Origin of the sequence: Kordia algicida OT-1, from assembly GCF_000154725.1 — a bacterium.
Lineage (GTDB): Bacteria > Bacteroidota > Bacteroidia > Flavobacteriales > Flavobacteriaceae > Kordia > Kordia algicida.
Map to the genome: position 1 here is coordinate 4,620,561 of NZ_DS544873.1, position 18,139 is coordinate 4,638,699.

Annotated in this window: 14 protein-coding genes; 2 read left to right on the forward strand and 12 right to left on the reverse strand. The window is 35.0% G+C overall.

The features are described 5' to 3' along the window. Nucleotides 1–4 precede the first annotated feature (4 nt). On the reverse strand, nucleotides 5–1,414 hold the full coding sequence (locus tag KAOT1_RS22165) for a hypothetical protein (protein WP_157560211.1): 1,410 nt from the start codon (nucleotides 1,412–1,414) through the stop codon (nucleotides 5–7). A 10-nt stretch (nucleotides 1,415–1,424) separates the two neighbouring features. Beyond that, nucleotides 1,425–2,897, reverse strand: a complete 1,473-nt coding sequence (locus KAOT1_RS19840; protein ID WP_007096690.1) for an SUMF1/EgtB/PvdO family nonheme iron enzyme — start codon at nucleotides 2,895–2,897, stop codon at nucleotides 1,425–1,427. A 336-nt stretch (nucleotides 2,898–3,233) separates the two neighbouring features. On the opposite strand from KAOT1_RS19840, the gene KAOT1_RS19845 reads away from it, so the two are divergent. Continuing rightward, a complete protein-coding gene (locus KAOT1_RS19845) occupies nucleotides 3,234–3,971 on the forward strand; it encodes a LytR/AlgR family response regulator transcription factor (protein WP_007096691.1) in 738 nt (245 codons plus the stop codon). 14 nt (nucleotides 3,972–3,985) lie between these two features. Next, the gene (locus KAOT1_RS19850) at nucleotides 3,986–5,920 is read left to right on the forward strand and encodes a tetratricopeptide repeat-containing sensor histidine kinase (RefSeq protein WP_007096692.1); all 1,935 of its coding nucleotides are present in this window, start codon (nucleotides 3,986–3,988) and stop codon (nucleotides 5,918–5,920) included. A gap of 357 nt (nucleotides 5,921–6,277) precedes the next feature. On the opposite strand, the gene KAOT1_RS19855 is transcribed toward KAOT1_RS19850, so the two are convergent. From KAOT1_RS19855 to KAOT1_RS19900, 10 genes are all read right to left on the reverse strand, one after another. Then, nucleotides 6,278–7,936, reverse strand: coding sequence for a hypothetical protein (locus KAOT1_RS19855; protein ID WP_007096693.1), 1,659 nt, complete (start codon nucleotides 7,934–7,936; stop codon nucleotides 6,278–6,280). Nucleotides 7,937–7,941: 5 nt separating this feature from the next. Then, nucleotides 7,942–8,469: a hypothetical protein gene (locus tag KAOT1_RS19860; protein WP_007096694.1), complete on the reverse strand. Its 528-nt coding sequence runs from the start codon at nucleotides 8,467–8,469 to the stop codon at nucleotides 7,942–7,944. Further along, nucleotides 8,466–9,713, reverse strand: a complete 1,248-nt coding sequence (locus KAOT1_RS19865) for a DUF6638 family protein (RefSeq protein ID WP_007096695.1) — start codon at nucleotides 9,711–9,713, stop codon at nucleotides 8,466–8,468. Before KAOT1_RS19865 ends, KAOT1_RS19860 begins: the two co-directional genes overlap by 4 nt. Before the next feature lie 36 nt (nucleotides 9,714–9,749). Continuing rightward, nucleotides 9,750–10,340, reverse strand: coding sequence for a hypothetical protein (locus KAOT1_RS19870; RefSeq protein ID WP_040559733.1), 591 nt, complete (start codon nucleotides 10,338–10,340; stop codon nucleotides 9,750–9,752). A gap of 47 nt (nucleotides 10,341–10,387) precedes the next feature. Further along, nucleotides 10,388–11,086, reverse strand: a complete 699-nt coding sequence (lepB, locus tag KAOT1_RS19875) for a signal peptidase I (protein WP_007096697.1) — start codon at nucleotides 11,084–11,086, stop codon at nucleotides 10,388–10,390. After that, nucleotides 11,086–11,487 (reverse strand): nuclear transport factor 2 family protein, encoded by a 402-nt coding sequence (locus tag KAOT1_RS19880; RefSeq protein WP_007096698.1) that lies wholly within the window; start codon nucleotides 11,485–11,487, stop codon nucleotides 11,086–11,088. The genes lepB and KAOT1_RS19880 overlap by 1 nt, the downstream gene beginning before the upstream one ends. An 18-nt stretch (nucleotides 11,488–11,505) precedes the next feature. Next, nucleotides 11,506–13,254, reverse strand: a complete 1,749-nt coding sequence (locus tag KAOT1_RS19885; protein WP_007096699.1) for an amidohydrolase family protein — start codon at nucleotides 13,252–13,254, stop codon at nucleotides 11,506–11,508. Beyond that, nucleotides 13,254–15,212: an AAA family ATPase gene (locus KAOT1_RS19890; RefSeq protein ID WP_007096700.1), complete on the reverse strand. Its 1,959-nt coding sequence runs from the start codon at nucleotides 15,210–15,212 to the stop codon at nucleotides 13,254–13,256. Before KAOT1_RS19890 ends, KAOT1_RS19885 begins: the two co-directional genes overlap by 1 nt. A 193-nt stretch (nucleotides 15,213–15,405) precedes the next feature. Beyond that, nucleotides 15,406–16,467: a hypothetical protein gene (locus tag KAOT1_RS19895; protein WP_007096701.1), complete on the reverse strand. Its 1,062-nt coding sequence runs from the start codon at nucleotides 16,465–16,467 to the stop codon at nucleotides 15,406–15,408. A 250-nt stretch (nucleotides 16,468–16,717) separates the two neighbouring features. After that, complete coding sequence (locus tag KAOT1_RS19900; RefSeq protein ID WP_007096702.1) at nucleotides 16,718–18,082, reverse strand: coiled-coil domain-containing protein; 1,365 nt, start codon at nucleotides 18,080–18,082, stop codon at nucleotides 16,718–16,720. Nucleotides 18,083–18,139: the final 57 nt, after the last annotated feature.

The following is an 18,139-nucleotide window of genomic DNA, read 5'->3' on the forward strand; positions in this document are numbered from 1 at the left end:
AAGGTTAATTTTCTGGTAATTGTTCTTGAATTTGATAAGTACTAAAGTTTAGGAAATTTCCTGGATGTGCTAATACATTTTGTAACAGCGTAGGCGTATCAGGGGAAGTACCTGTATATTGAGTGCCTCCATCTAGATTGACATCATGTACATTGTATCCGTTCACTACATAGGTAGGGAAATTTAAAAAGTTTCCTGGGTCATTTAATACTTCAGATAGTATACTTGGTGAGTCAGGATTTGTTCCAGAATACTGAACAAATGTGTCACCGTTTACATTTCCTGCCCATAATGCCATGTCTCCATTTGATAGTTGTACTTGTGCATTGCTTCCAAAGGTTGCAGTACTGCTATTTGTGAAATCGACATTTGTTGGTGTTACAGATAGTGCTCTTGTGGTTTGCGTCATAGCTCCTAAGTGGTTACGATGTTTTATGGTTAGGAAATATGAGCCTGTTAATCCTCTTAATATGACATCGGATGTACCGTCTAAGTCAACGATATCACCATCACGTTGTACCAAAGCAGAAGTTCCATCAATAACAAGTGTATTGTCTGAACTACTTCTAATTTCAATCCAAATCCAATCAACGATATCATCTCGACTTAAACCTACTCCAGAGATTCCTCCGCTATTAAATACATCAGAATCTGGTATCGTAGCTCCGTCACTGTACGGAGTGACTTTAGGTATTAAGTTTCCAACTCGTAGGTCGTCATTCATGAGTCCATCATCAACAGCGTCTAAACGTGGTCCTTGCAGGAATACAGTTGCTCGTATTCTTAGGTCTACTATTTGATTAGGATCAAGGAATAAATTTTCCTGATCTACGGCAAACCCGTCACCATTACTTCCTTCATACAATACTGTTAACGAAGTGTTATCTAAAGTAGTAGCATCGAGTATTCGAACGCTAAATCCGTCACCATTACTTCCCTCGTATAGTACTGCTAGTTGTGTATTGTCTAAAGTGGTGGCATCAAGTGATCTTACACTATATCCATCACCATTACTTCCGTCATATAATACGGCTAGTTGCGTATTGTCGAGTGTAGTTGCAGATAGTATTCTGTTAGAAAATCCATCACCATTGCTACCGTCGTATAATACAGTTAGTTGTGTATTGTCGAGTGTAGTTGCAGATAATATTCTGTTAGAAAATCCGTCACCATTGCTACCATCGTACAATATTGCTAGCTGCGTATTGTCAAGTGTAATGGCAGATAGTATTCTATTGGAAAATCCATCACCATTGCTACCATCATACAGTACTTCAAGAGAAAGATTTGTGAGTGTGATAGACGACACTATAGTATTGTCATACCCATCACCATTCGATCCTTCAAATTGAGCAGCAACTTGCATACTATATAGGAGAGAAATAGATATTAAGAAAAGAATTCTTTTTTTCATCTCCTTCATCTTATGGTGCAGTTCTTACGGCTCTAAATCCTAAACGATTGTTTCCAGTAGCGATAACAGAAGCTCCATCAAATCGATCAGAAACTCTAATAAAGTCAGCTCCATTCAACCAACTTCCTCCTCTGTAGCTATATCCATCACCAGTTGTATTGTTTGGCCAGTTGATAGCCGTACCATTTCCAGTAGAACTAATAATTCCGTTTCCGTGCACTCCTGTAAAGTTTCTTCCTTGTGAAGTTCCTACAGTTACACATCTTTCATATAAATTACCAGAAAGTTCCATGATTCCGTAGTAGCTTCCACCGGTTTCTTCACGATTGTTATTTACAGCACTTGCAGCAAAAATTCCATTACGTAATGGTCCGCTAATAGTTCCATTAGTATCAGCATAGATTGCGTTTCCTGTATTTGTTTCTGGGTTTGTGATTCGCTCACTAGAGAATCCAGAGTTTACTAAGTTATACGCATTGGAAGCAATGTTTGCACTTCCCCAAGCGAATTCTCCTGGTTTTGGAAGTATTGGTCCACGACATGCTTTTTCGTATTCTAACTCAGTCATTGGACGCATTCCTGTCCAATCCATATATGCATTCATGTCTCCAGGGCTTAAATAACTACAAGCTCTATCTGGTGCAGAAGTTGTAGCACTTGCAGAACCTCCTGTCCATGATATTGTATTTCTACTGATTACTGCATCACTATTTTTGTGTGTAGCATCCGTTACATCTCTATTGTTTTTTTGTGTTTCTGTCAAGCTATTAAAAAAGCCTAACCATTGCGCCTCTGAAACTTCATATTTCATACAATAAAAAGCATTAAATCCTTTAGGGTACTGAACTCCCAATGTTCCTGTTTGGTCTCCACCACTAGCATTGTCACCAACATAATATAAGTTTCCAGAAGTGTTTGCAATAGTAATAGCATCTTCAGAAGTTACTTGGAATGAAGAAGATGTAGAAAAACCACCTGAATAGAATTTATTAGACTCATCACCTGTAGTTCCTCCTAAATAGAAAGCAGATTGTGGTACGTATACCATTTCTATAGCAAATACTTGAATATCTATAATATCATTGGTATCTGTTGAACCGAAATTCCAGCGTAATTGCGTATTTTGAAAATTAACATTTCCACTTCCATCAGCAGAACGATAAATAAAAGCTCCCATACCATCTGGAGTAACGTCTAATGTACTTCCTGCTGCTGCTACTGAACTTGCTTGACTTACAATACCATGTGTCCAGCTACCATTGTTTACTCTGTATTTAATAAATACCCATGCAGCATCCCAATTTGATGGACCAGAACTAATTCGCCATGAGTTTTCCCAAAAAAGGTCAAATTCTACATGAACCCAGTTAGATACTTCGTTTAAATTTTCAAGTGATATATTGTTCACTTGAATGTTGTTTGCCTTTGTATTCGTGCTAAAAGCAAAACAAATTAACATTAAGATTAGTGTAGTTTTTTTCATTACTTTGATTTTGATTGTTAGTATTTAGATAAATTGAATTTTAGTTTTACATTAATATGTGTGCCAATGACATATCTTAAATTACTTAGCTATCAAAATTTGGGGCGACTTAATAACAATCCAAATATATGTGAAGAAAAAGTTAAAAAGTTTAGATATTGTATAAATGGAGTCAAATGTTGTATAGTCTGTTTTTGGTGAAAAAAGGTGTAAATCCCCTTGTATGTTATTCATTTATAAAACCAAACCGCATATACATATTTTTGAACCAATGATACCGAACACCATTAGAATTTAGTTCGAAAAGCGTACCTTTAAATTATTAAACCAACACTTATGTTAAAAGCAATTTTAATAGACGACGAACCAAAAGCCCTAGAAAGCCTTTCATGGGAGTTAGATAATTTTAGTGATGAGATTGAAGTTTTAGCAAAATTCTCTGATCCAGAAGAAGCTTTAAAATACATAGAAAAAGTATCGTGCGACTGTCTTTTTTTAGATATTGAAATGCCTACCATGGATGGTTTTCAGTTTTTAAACAGACTTAAAACGAAAGATTTTGCCGTAATAATAACAACTGCCTATAACGAATATGCCATTAAAGCATTAAAGGAAGAAGCGATTGATTATTTACTAAAGCCAATTGATATGGACGACTTGAAAGTGGCAATTTCTAAAGTGAAGAAATATATTTCTCGTAATGATGTTTCTACCGAAAAATTTGAACGCATTTTGTCAGATTATAATAGTAGATTCAACAAAAAGAGAATTACGATTAATACCGATGGAAAACTTATTTTCCTTGATTTAGATGATTTGCTATTTGCAGAATCTGATGGAAATTACAGTACGTTGTATTTGGCTAATTCAAAAAAAATAGTCCTGACTAAAAAACTCAAAGAAGTGAACGCTATGTTACCTGACGAGCGTTTTTTTAGAATTCATAATTCATATATTGTCAACTTAGATAAGATAAAAGAATTTATTAAATCTGATGGTTATGTAATTTTGATTTCAAATCATAAAATCCCCATTTCTAGACAACGTAAAGCAGCTTTTCTAGAAAAATTATAAGAAAATTGAAGTGTATGCACTATCTACAAAAGAATGTACTAAAATTCATTCTTACCTTTTTTATAGCCAACATCAGCTTATCACAAACGATCGATAGTACTTTTGTGGAGCAAGCAAATGCACTTTTGGATGCAAAACCTACTGCATACTCCAAAATTGATGACATGCTTCAACCTTACAAGCAAGACTCATTACAACTACAATATTTAGCAAATCTCTACAAAGAAAAAAAATATTTACACGGTGAAAGTTATGCGTTAAATGCCATAGGTATTTATTGTCGAAATACTTCTCAATACGACAAAGCCATTGTGTATCACAACAAAGCATTGGAAAAAGCTATTGAAGCTGACGATAAGGAATTGCGCGTAAATGCCTTAAATATGTTGGGCGTTGTTTACAGAAGAATTGACGGTATTCGTACAGCATTAGACTATCATCAAGAAGCATTGGCACTCGCGGAAACTATTGAAGATCGAACAGATTCTGTAAAAAAAAGTATTGCAGTATCACTCAATAGTACAGGAAATATTTTTCTTGCTCTAGAGCAATACGATTTGGCAGTTGAACGCTTCAAACAATCTATGCGAATAGAAGAAAGTGTGGGTAACAATCTCGGTTTAGCAATCAATTATCACAATATTGGATATGCCAAAGAAGCTAAAGGCGATTTGGAAGGTGCTTTGGTGGACTACAAAGAATCTTTGCGTTACAATATAAAAGCCGATTCAGAATTGGGGCGTGTAATTTGTAACAATACGATTGGGCGAATTTACATCAAGCAAAAAAAATATGAAGAAGCTATAGAAATCATTTTATCTACATTGAAAAATGCGGAAGGATTGCGTGATAAGTTTCACCTTTCAGCAGTATATAGCAATATTGGACGTGCGTATTTTGAAATGGGAAATAATGCGCTTGCTAAAAAATATTGGGATGAAGGACTAACAATTTGCAAAGAATATAAATTGAAAAGTGCTACGGCAGAAATGTATGAACATTTGGCACTTTTAGCTGAAAAAGAAAAAGAATACAAAAAAGCATTAGATTATAGAAAGTTGTCTTACGATTTGGAAGAAGAAATTAGTAATGAAAAGAATTTCCAATACGTAAATAACTTAATGATTCAATATGAAACAGAAAAATACAACGCACAAATTCAAAATCTTGAAAAGGAGAACGAAACCGTAAAACAAACGCTAAAACGAAATAAAAGTATTTGGATAACAAGTAGTATTGTGTTTGCTTTCTTGGCAATAATGATTTACATTTTATACCGACAACGTTTGTTAAACAATGAAAAAAAGATTTTAACACTAGAGCAAGATATGTTGCGAAGCCAAATGAATCCGCACTTTGTGTTTAATTCGTTGAATTCTATCAAACAATACATCATCAGTAATGAGCAAAAAAATGCCGTACACTATCTCAATAAATTTGCAAAACTCATTCGTAAAATATTAGATGCTTCACGTGTAAAAGTGGTTTCGTTAAGTGACGAACTCGAAACAATGGATTTGTATATGAGTATTGAAAATATTCGTTTTTCGAATGAAATTAACTTTGAGGTTTTGGTTGATGAAGATATAAATCTCGATCAAATTAAAATTCCATCTTTAGTGCTGCAACCTTTTCTTGAAAATGCACTATGGCACGGTTTATCTTCAAAAAAAGGTGAAAAAAATATCAAACTCTCAGTGACAAAAACAAAAGATGATTTTGTCACAATAGCAATCAACGATAACGGAATTGGGCGAGAAGCGGCACAAAAAATCGCAGATAACAAAATTGTAAAGCGAAAATCTATCGGAATTAGTTTGACTAAAAACCGTTTGACCAACTTTGTAAAAGATTTTAAAAATACCTTCTCAGTAGATTTTAAGGACTTAAAAGACATCAATCAGCATCCAACCGGAACTGAAGTTGTGTTGAATATTCCGTTGCGGTAAAATCTATTTATTGAAAGATTAAAAGATTGAAGAATCAAATAATTCAAGCATTATGAAACGTCTTTGCGAGAGTTTTGGAAAAACTTGTGGCAATCTGTTTATCTGAAAACGAATGTACTTTTTAATGTCACAGATTACTTCGTCATGCTTCCTCGTAATGACGTGTTTTTTGATTAAAAGATGAAAGAATTAAATAATTAAAGCATTATGAAACGTCTTTGCGAGAGTTTTGGAAAAGCTTGTGGCAATCTGTTAGTTTTGTAATGACGTATTTTTTTATCCTAAAATTGAAATCATGGTGTTAGAAACAACCTTGAATCATTGAATTTTTGAATCATTCAATCAAGGAAAGCGAATCTATTTCATACTATCTTTTACAATCGTCATTGAATCCTTTTTTACGGTCGATGAATCTTTTACAACCTCAAGTTCCGCATCAATTTTCAATCGGTCTGGATATAAATCTTCATCAGACAATTGTTCGGAAGCTTGCCAAGTTTCTCCTAATTGTTCCAAAATTTGTGCATTCCATTGTGATGGATGTTTCGCATCAATCCAAACAACATCTTTATAAGAAACATCAACTAAGGCCAAATCGGGCGTAGAACCACCATCAAATTGATCGCTGTTTTCACGTTTTGCCGCAATGGTACTCAACATAAATAAACGTCGTTTTCCAGCAATATCTCTGATAAAAGGTCTGAATTCTACAGGTTTATTTACATTCCAATCGTACGATTTTTTTGATTCCATCACTTTTGCTGGCATTGCAGAAACTCCTGCCAAACCTTCTTTTCTACTCGCATGATTGTAATAGTAAACCTTTTTACTTCCATCAGCAGGAATAAAGACACTAATGGATAAACTGGTACGCTCGTTTCCAATAGGTTCTAAGCCAAACCAATGATACAATCCGTCGTAGGCATTATTTACAGCATCTGAAAATTTAAAATCGGTCACAAATGGTTGTTGATTCTGATCTTCTATCAAATCAGGAATTTTAACTGCCGTTTTTTTATTCCACGGAAGTGGATCTGTAAATCCGCCCAAAAACATCATAGAAGTTGCTTGCAAGCGCGATACTTTTTCTGATAAGGTATTTTGACGTGTTAAATACGGATATTTTTGTACATCTTCAGCAGCAATAAAAGTTCCTTTACCAATAAGCAAACGCTCTAAATAATCATTAAAATCGTGTTCGCCTGTTTCTAAAACCATCACACCACCAAAAGTTGGATATGGAAAAAAGAATCCTTTCCACTTAATTAAACTGACAACCTGAACCCAATTTCCTTCATCATTTTTCATGTAATATGCTTCGTGTGGCTCATAATTAAACAATTGCCAAGGATTGAAACGTTGTACTACCGCATTGTACGTGTTTCTACTAAATGCTAACGATTCACCAATGGAAAACGTTGCTGTAATACGATTTTCGTTTGCAAATCGAGGAGAAGGCGAAGTACTTGATACGGAAAATAATTCTTCAATATTATCGTTAATTCGCTGAATAGAATATTCTTTGGAAGGTTGCACCGCCATTGTCCACTGATTGCGATCATCTACACGAACCAATTGTGGAGGCGACACTTCTTGCGTTTCAGAAATTGACTCGTATGCCATTGTTTTAATATTATTATATGGCTGAATACGTTCGTTACGACTCAACGGTAATTTTGCAATTTCTTGCAAATTCATATCGTTAAACACGTTGTAGGTTTGTATATAATCATACATGCCAACATTAAAAAACAGCACATAAATCAACGCGATAGACGCCAATGCAACGATGCCTCGTAAAATCTTTTTTACGGCACTCGCTGCTTTTCGAAACGACCGCAATCCGAGGTAGAGAATAGCTCCAAAAAGGATTAAAATAAACAAGTACTTTCTTAAAAAGAGTAAAAATGGCTGGTAATCATCTCTCAAAATAAAAAGCGTACAGAAAACGATCAATCCTATCATGATGAGGATGAATTTTTGTTTCGCTCCGCGGTTCCAATATCTTTTTAGCATAGTTTTTATTTTAATAATCCTTTATCTTTTAAACGTTCTCTAGCACTCTTTTTTGGTGCTTCAGATTCATTAGAAGTTTCTTCTTGCGTAGTTTCTTCTTCCGAAAAACTTGCCGCAGCTTCTTGTCCTTTGGTTTTAATATCGTCAATGATGTCTTTACTTTTATCAACGACTTTATCTATAATTTCTTCCGATTTATCTTTTACGTCAATGATGAAATTGGCAATGTAAATTCCAATCATAGTTCCAACCAAAGCAGTTACGTAATATGCAACGCTGAGCGTAAAAATTGGTAATAAAAAGTAGATGATAAGTGAAACAATGATAAAAAATATATTCACATAAATAAAGCGTGGAATAAATTCTTGCTGCACAATAAACCCTTTTCTGTTTGTAGGCTTCATCTGCAATTCTTTCGAATTGGTAATTTTATTGATACTTCTGTACAGTCCGTTGCTTTTTGCTTCCAACCAGTAAATAGAAATTCCAAAAACGAGACTTGATATGAAGATGATAATTTCAAATGTAATCATGTGTTCCAGGTGTTTTGTTTAATTAATTTGATGACCCAATCTTGATACGATGCGTCCCAAGCGGTATATTCCGCATAAAATGTTTCTTTGTCATACCAATACAAAAATAGTGGATCTTTGTACGGAGTTGTTTTGACAATAAGTTTCCAGACCAATTCTTGCAAATCCATAGCTAATTCTGGCGTTGGTATTTGAATACATGCCAATACTTCGGGTGTTAAACCGCCTTCAATATCTAAAGCATTTGCTTTTTTTGAATTGTCTTTTAAACGATTTAGAATCATTAATTGCTTTCGAGTGTCAGCCGTTAAACGATTTAAATAGCGTTTGTATACGTTTGAATTTTCTAAAATATCACTTAGCGGATGCGTTGGTTCATTTACATGTGATAAGAAAATGGTTTGCAATACACGTTCAAAATAACCAGATAATACGCTGTGTTCAGGATCGAGAACAATCATTTTTTCTCCAGCCAAAGCACTAAAAAAACGTTGATCTTCAATATGAAAAGCTTGCGTACTTGATGATGTTTTTACTTTATCGGCTTCTGCTTTCGATTCAAAGATTAAAATATTTTTTCCGCTTCCTTTAGTTCTAAATACAAATACTCCACCAAAAGCTCTTGTGTAAAAAGAACTGGTTTTGTAGTCAATGCTTTCCATGTGAAGCGTTCGCGTTCGTAAATCGCCATGTTTTCTGGCAGAAGCTAAAATTTTGAGATGTAAGCTTTCGTCTAAAAAATTATCTTCTTTATAAAATTCCTCTACAAGCTTCAACTGATTTTGCTGCACGGTATACAAATCATCTACAATGGCAAAATCGACCGTAATTTGATTGTATTTTAATAAATCTTCAGGTTCGTAAAAAGCATCAATATATTGATCTAAATCGATACATATTGCGGCATCACGTGTAATGTCTTTAATGGCGTGTTTGTGTTGCTTAAACACCAAGTTCATAATTTCCCTATCAAAACTATGAAACGGCGAATACGCTGGTTTTTCATTTTGTTTTGGTGAAAGAATGATGGCATTCGGATTGGCTTCACCAGAATTTAAATATAGAAAATCATCTTTTTCATCAGCTATTTCTGGACTCCAACCCATGGCGTCAATATGAAAACTGTGCAATTTAGTTGGTGCTGTTCCTATATAAGAAAGACATTTATTATAGCGATCGACCAAAGCGCCTGTAACAGGAACTAAGGCTGCGCCAAATAATTCAGATCGTTTTAATTTTTCCATTAACGTATTTTGAATTTACTATAAAAATACAATTATTTATAGTTTCTCAATGTTATTTAAATATTGTTGTGTTTCGGGTATCAACGCGGTCCATTGTTTGTGTGAAATTGGCGTGATGTTTTGTGCTTTTAATTCTGAAATACATCGCTTTATCAGCGGATATAAAACTTCATATTTTGGAAGTTTTAGAATGTAATCGCTCTTTATTAGTATACTATTGGCAAACCATGTTACATTTTTTCCTTCGTATTTGCGTATCATCCGCTGAAAAAATGATTGTGAAATGTACTGATTACCTTGCTTTGGATGAAATAGTATTTGAGTTTCTATCCATTTTGTAGACTGAAATTCATTGTAGTTTGCATGTATGATAACGATATAATTGTCAATTTTTCCAAGCACATGTCCATCATCAGAAATTCTGAAAGCATTTTTTTCTACAAATTCCTGAAAGAGTTTTTTCTTCGTTTTTTTACGACGATGGCGTAATTGCAATTTTGGGGTTAGCCAATAAAGTAATGGTGCAAGAAATATGCTAATGACAAGCGGAACTAAGAGGATGATAGCTATTTTTTTCTGCCATGATACCGTTTCATCAGGAATAATTCCTGTTGCCGTTGGTGCCATGCAAAAAAGATACATCAGTATAAAATACTTGAAAAAGTTTAGTTTCATTATTTAGTGTCAAACGTAAATAAGGTTTTCCAGCGTACGCCTTTTATAGCAGAAGCATCTATAAGTCCAAAATGACGACTGTCTTGTGAATTGTCGCGATTGTCACCAAGTACAAATATTTTCCCTTTCGGAATGATAAGTGGTCCAAAATGATCTTTGTTCCAAGGTTGTTGATACGTTTCTACAGTTTGAGGATCTGGAATCGTTTTTAACGTACGATAGCGGTCTTTTGCGAGTTTGTATCTTCTCGCATCAACATCATCCACAAACGTGAGATAGCCTGTTGAACCTTCTGGAGTTGTAATAAGAAAATGCTCGATAGTTTCGTCATTCAAAGCTTTAAACTGCGTTTCACTTAAAAGATACGAATGTTGCAGATTGTACTGTTCGTCAATGTTTTTCCCGTTTACGAATAGTGTTCCATTTATAATTTGAATGGTATCATTTTCCATTCCGCACAAGCGATGAACAAATGATGACTTTCCAAATTCAGGAAGATCAAATTCATATATGATAAAATCTCCGCGTTTGGGCGTTATCAAGTTGGAAGCGAGTATAAAATCACCAGCTTTCACGTTAGGTTCACTTCCCGAAGTTGCCATTGTATATGGCGAACACATTCCAGTATATTTTAGTACGATATAAAGTACGAGCAATGCTCCTAAAATAAGTGAAGTAACCTTAAGTGTTTTATTCATTATTGTGGGCGTTTTAAGAAATAAGCTTCTTTTATTTTTTCGTCTTCTACGATATACATAATGACAAATTCACGAATGGGAGTTCCTTTTTTGAAACGTACTTTTTCATGGTCAACTACGGTGTTTCCAGAAGCAATTCTGTTTGCAATGGTACATTGTAAATCTGGATTGTTTTGAAAGAGATTTCCAAAAACTTCTCGCATTTGTTCAATACCTTTAAAGCGTACTTCTTTATTGAAATCGTAGAAAATGAAGTCGTCACTATAATTTGCTAAAAAAGCATCAATATCTCGTGCATTATAAGCTTCAACTTGTTTTTGAATGACTTTTGCCGCTTCGTTTTGCTGTTGTGCCGTTGCTACAGAAACAGTTAAAAATAACAGTATGATGAGTTTTTTCATAAGGATATAATTAGTTGGTTAGTCTCTTACAAAATAGACTTTATGTATTTTTTCGTCTTTTATTCTATAAATTACAATGACATCATTGTAATTGCCTTCAGCATATTTGACACGTTCATGGTCAATAACGGTATTTGCTCTTACAGTTCTATTTAAGATTTCGCAGTGTAAGTTTGGATATTTTTTAAAGAAAGCTGCCCAACCTTTCTTAAATTCTTCAATTCCTTTTGCAACTAAGTTATCAGGAAAATTATAAATTTCTATATCCTCGCTGAAATTTTCTAAGAAAGCTTCTGCGTTTCTCAAATTGTAAGCATTTACTTGTCTCTGTACGATATTTTCTGGAGATTCTATCAAAACATCTTCCGTACGATAGATGCTTCCGGCTTTAATGACATGACTAATTTTTTGCAAGGCATCAATATTTTGTAATGGATTTGCTTCCAGAATGATTAAATCTGCTAATTTGGAAACTTCAATGCTTCCTATTTGGTCATCTTTATCTAATATTTTGGCGGCATTAATGGTTGAAGCTTGAATGATTTCTAAGTTAGATAATCCAGCAGATTTCATAAGCTTCAATTCTTCTTGATAGGAAGTTGCATGCAAAGTTCCGATGTTTCCTGCGTCAGTTCCTGTAGCAATATTGATCTTTTTTTCTTGTAATAGTTTCAAGTTTGCGGCTTCGATATTGTTTTCTTCAATTTGCTTATCCTTAAAAGCGATGCCACCTTTTCTGTAACGTTCAAATTGTGCGTCATTGTCCAAGTGCTTATGATCTTCAAAACTTTTGATAGGAAACGGATTGGAAAGTCGTAATTCTTCATTCGTAAATTGAATATTTTGTGCAAAAGCTTCCGTATATTTATCACTAACCATTAAAGTCGGAATGTAACTTACATTACTAGCTTTTATCATTTTAACGAATTCATCATCAATGATTTCTCGGACACTGTGCACTAAGATATCTGCGTTTGCTTGTATGGCTAGCTTGGCGGTTTTTAGTTCTGTAGCATGAACGGCAACTTTCAAATTATGCTTGTGACTTTCTTCAATAGTGGCTTTTACAATTTGATGGTTTAGAACTGGATCACCTCTGTTGATATACCAAATTTTGATAAAATCAGGCTTAAAAGGCACTTGTTTTTGTACCAAAGCTATTGCTTCTTTTGGCGAGTTGACTTTTATGATTGGACTGTCTTCAATATCAAAAGCTTTTGGTTGATAGGTAGAAACCAACGGACCTGTTAAGTAAATGTTTGGATAGGAAGTATTATCGCTGTATTGTTCACGAATTTTGTAATTATACATTGGTCCGCCGACATCAATAATGGTAGTAATTCCACTTTGTAAATAGCGTTTTAATAAATCTGGAGCGTTCCTTTTAAGCCATATTCGTTCGTCTTCATACGGTCTAAACTTTGTTAAGTTGAATACATCTGGTCGTGTATACAAACTTCCAGATTGGAATAAGTGTACGTGACTATCAATCATTCCTGGTAGTAACCATTTTCCTGTACCGTCAATCTTTAAGATAGTTTCATCGCTAACCCTGATTTTCTTTCGTATATCAACAATTTTTTTATCACGAATTAAAACACTCCGAGTTTTCTCTTTTCCCGTACGTACATCAATTACGTTGATGTTTTCAATAAGAATTGCTTCTCCTTTTGGATTTAGTTTGATGCTTTTTACATCATTGATTGCTTCTTTTTGAGCAAAACCAAATGTAATACATAAAAGAAATAAAAGAATACACTTTTTCATCACTGATTTGGTTTAGTTCTCAAAATTGCTTCTTCTTGAACAATAATACGTTCTATATGACCTTTTACTTTGCGTTCAAAGTCCATATCGGCAATGCTAGCGAAATTGTCTAAGTAACGAATGACTTCTTGTTTGCGAATTTCTGCGAAGTTGAGTCCTTTCATATTGGCAGTCATCAATTCTTTGAGCATTCCCAATTTGGTGTCGTAATCTTTTTGGAAGTATAATTCTGGATTTTCAAACCAATCTTCTTCTAAGTTGAAATCTGTCAAACGCAATGAAATAGCGCTTTGTATGTTTCGAATGTCTCTCGATGAGAAAAATGGAAATTCTTTTTGAACCGCGCCGTATAAATTCGCATAGAATAAATGATCGTTTATGGAAGCATTTGAAAGCGATTCGTTAAAGATACGCCTGATTTTATCGTCTTCAGGTTCATTGATATTCCCAAGAATTTCTCCTGCATTTGCCGCCAATCCTTGATCGCTCAGATATGTATAATCTGCATGATCGTTCATAGAGACAAAACCAGGTAATGTTTTTTCAATTTTAGACCACCAAATGTAATCTTGATCTAAGAAATCATGTTCTGTGCGCGCACCATCAATTTTGAATCGTCCTTGAATTCTAGAAATGACAGCTTTGTCTAGTTTTTCAGGCAAATTGGTAAATAAACCAACCGAACTATTTCCGTGATTTACTGCGTACGCACCTTCCGTGTATCGTAAAAAGACGCCGATGACTTCTTTTACACCAGCAGAAACACCTTGTTCTGTACGTTCTTGTAAGTTGTTTTCGGCATCGTCAATAGGAGCGAAGATCAATCGAGTAGGATCTTGCATTGGTTTCATCCATTGTACCATTTTTTCAGCAGATCCACCTTGAAATGTAGAAACTACCGTGTCTGGCATTGGGTGAAATAGAAACGGAATTTCCAAGTGATCGCAGCGTTCTTTTAACATGGTTGCAATGGCAGCAATGAGCATACTTTTTCCTGTTCCTGGAATTCCATAGCCCATAAATACAGGCATAAAACCACCAAGTTCCTGAAAAGGATTTCGCTTGGTTGCCATGTCGTAACTCATCATACGTTCTACCAAACGCTTGGCGAAGTGTTTTGCATCTTTGTTTCCGACAATTTGCTCAAATCGTATTGGATTGAATTCCACACTCGTGGCGCTTCCCGTGAAAACGGTTTCCCAACCCGCAATAGAAAAGTCTGAATCTTCTAGTTGATAGGTTCTATCGGTAATCGATTCCGTATGTTCAAGCGCACCTTTTCGCTGAATGATTTCGTTTAGATAGGCTTCAAAATACATCACAGAAAAATCAATCACATCTTGTTCAGAGTTGATTAAATTTGGGTGATTCATGTATTTGTCGTAGTAGAATAACTGACATGAGATTCCTTTGGTTGGTGATATGAGTGAGACTTCTGGAATTCCCGCAAATTTGTTTTGCATTACCGTATTGTCTTCCGTTGCCTTTTCTTTTAATCGAGAAACGACATAGTACGACAAACTGAACAACATAAAAGCTGTTGCTGTTTGTTGTTTGGATTCATATTCTTTGCGTTGTTCTGTAGAAAGCCCAGCTCTTTTTTCATGCAGAATAGACAATCCGGAAGCATCGTAATAACTATCACGAATCCACAAACCGATTGCCAAGGCTTCTTGCAAGTTGAATAGTGTTTCATTCAGCGCAAGCGGTAACGCCACAGAATCGGGTAGTAAACGTTTTTTGAGACTTAAGATGGTTTTTGAGATTGAAATTGCATTTCCACCATTTCCTTTTGCTTTTGATAAGTATAGTAAAATGTCTTCTTGTTCTTTGCTTCCATCTCTGTTTCGCGCTTTGTAGCCTTGTTCCCATTGTACACTTTTGATGAATGAGGAAGCTTCTTCGCGTAAGATTTGTAATTCTGTTTTTTTGATAGGAAAAGTTGGTTGTTTCTCCATGTATGTTTTCTTGAGTTATGAGTTATGAGTTATGAGTTATGAGTTATGAGTTATGAGTTATGAGTTATGAGTTATGAGTTATGAGTTGTGGGTTGTGAGTTGTGGGTTGTGAGTTGTGGGTTGTGAGTTGTGGGTTGTGGGTTGTGGGTTGTGGGTTGTGGGTTGTTTCAATTTTTCAAGTTCAGTTTCAAATTCAATTCTCTGGCAATTCTTCTACTTCAAAAGGTTCATGATGCAAGTGAATGATGGTTTCAGGAATTTTTCCGTAGAGTAATTGTATGACTCTGTGTGGCGCCAAAATGTATTTGTGTTTTACAACTTCACTCCAAACTTGAATTTCTTGTTTTTTGAATGATAGTAGATCATTACTTACTTTTGATGAACTTACGGCATTGATCGTTTCTACGGTTGTTGTCAGCGAAAACGAATTGAGCGTAACGTCTTTTTGTGCAATAGCTTTGAGTAATGCATGTGTAATTTCGTGATCGTCCTTTGAAAATATGCTGTGTAAAATTCCCAAATCGACACGTTTTATTTTTCGCGGATGCACATATTTTAGGCGTTTGTCAATCATATACGCCATATTGTCTAAATCCTGATAACGATCGGCACAGTCTTTAATTGTCGAATAAATTTCTTCTGCAATCTTCGGGTCAGGTTTAAAATCGAAATACATAAAACAGATAAACGGTCTGTTGAGCGTTACGTCATAAAAAGCCCAATCGAGCACATAGGTTGCAAACGTACTTTTGGTTTTTTTAATTTCTCCAAGCACAAATTTTTGAAAGATTTTTTCTTCCTGAATCATATTGTAATACTGCGAAGAAGAAGCTTCAAATAAATCGCGCTTGCTCACATGTTGTTTGCTTACCATGAGTTGTTTGATGAATTTGTCTTTGAATTCCTCAGCGCTTGGAAATTTAGTTTTAAATTCTTCCTTTAAGTCCAAATCACTATGAATGTAACGAAGTTCTAAATAGTTTGGAAACCCTGATTCCGTGAGATCGACTTTCATACGTTCTTCATCAAAACGATATTTTAATTGCATCGCTTTTAGCGAAAACGCGAGTCGTTTGCAATAGTTTTCAAGCGATTTCAGTTCTTCTTTAGTGCAAATGCGATAGTGATTCCATTCGACTAAATTAATTTCAAATTCGTCCAACACATGCTTTACCATGCTGTAATAAAGTTCATATTGTGCTTCCGAATCGAGTGTAGCAGCATCTAAAGGTGTTGTAATTTCGTTTAAGGACATAAAAACAATATTGTTTTTGTGATTACTATTTTTTGGGCATGTCCACCAATTACAAATTGGCGGTCAGGCTTTCGGCTGTATCTTTTTTTGAATTGCGTCATTGCGAGGAAAATTTTAGATGTATAAAAGCCATCTGTTTCTAGAGAAGCAGATTACTTCGTCGCAAACTCCTCGTAATGACGTTTCAAAAATAAAAAAGGATGTCGCCTCAATCCTTCATGCGAAATCGAAAAATATGAAGTGTTAAGAATTACCCTAACAAATCATCCGAACCACCATCGTTTGTAGGAGTAGGATCTCCACTAGGAGCGTCGTCTCCACTAGGATCACCTGTAGATGGATTTTCGTTGTTTTTATAGTATTCTTCGAATAATTCTTTCATGTCAATTCCGTAACGATCAGCGAAGTTTTTGCGGATTTCTACATCTTTTTCACGAATTTCCTGTAATGATTCTGCATAACTGCTGTAAATTCCTTTCATCACTTTTTCGTGCACCGGAATGTTTTCCATCATATCTTGACGTGCTTTTGAGCTTGCGGTGTACATTGCTGCTAGTGTTTCTCCAATTTTTTCATCGGTTTTGATCCCTAAATGTTCTAAAATTGCAGCAAATTCCTGATCGGTTCTAGCTTTTAAAGCAACTACATAACCATCATAATAACGAATACGTTCTTCCGTGTCTGATTTTAGTTTGGCTCTGTGTGTTTGTAAGTTACTACGTAATGAAGTCAGTACTTTTATCGTTAAGTTATGTTTGTGTACAAAACTGTCTTTACTTGCCGCAAGAGTGATGTAGGCAGTTCGCAAACCGTCTAATTCTTCTACTTTTTGTTCTAGTTTTGTGATTTTTGCGAGCGTTTCAGAATAGTCAGTAGATTGTTTGTCTACAATTTCTTCCAATTCTTGTCGCGCCTGACTTAGCAATGCTTTTTCGGCTTCTAGTTTTTCTTCCGTTTCTTTCTTTTTCTCTAGAGCTTTTGTATGGTTTTTACTCGCTTCTACGATGGCAACCTGTAGTTTGTCTTCTACTTCTTTGATTTCTACTTCACGATCTTTTAATCGTTTTACAGCAGCTTGACTTTTAAAGGAAAGTTCTTTTAATAGCGTTTCTGTATCCGAACTTTCAATACGCTTTTGGAACATTTCTTTTGCTTTTGAATCTGCAAACTTTCTGTCCTTTTGCGCTTGATCTAGTTCTTGCTTTTCTCTTTTTATTCTAGATTTTCGTCCCCAAAGATTGTTCCACCAAGTATCTGGCTTGTCTAACGCTTCTTGGTATTCACGTTGCGCTTTTTCTAATTCTTTTACGGCATTATCAATAACGCGTTGTTCTTCATCATTTAAGGTAGAAAAACGCTCAAAAATAATTCCTACTTCGTCTTGGTAATCAGTTAAATCTTTAATGGCATCTAGTAAAGAAGTTCGGTCTTTTTCTGCCATATCAACAACATTGTCTAATGTTGCATTTAATATTTTTTGACGTACTTCTGGACTGTCTTCCTGCGCTAATTTCGACTTCATTTGGTCGATCGCTTTTCCCCAATCTACTTTATCGTTTGATTTTTGTTCTTGTTGTGCTCCTGAAGTTTCTAGCAAGTCAAATTCGTCAGCCATATACTACTGTGTTTATTGTTAATGAATGTTAGTTTTTTATCTGTATTTGTTTAAAAT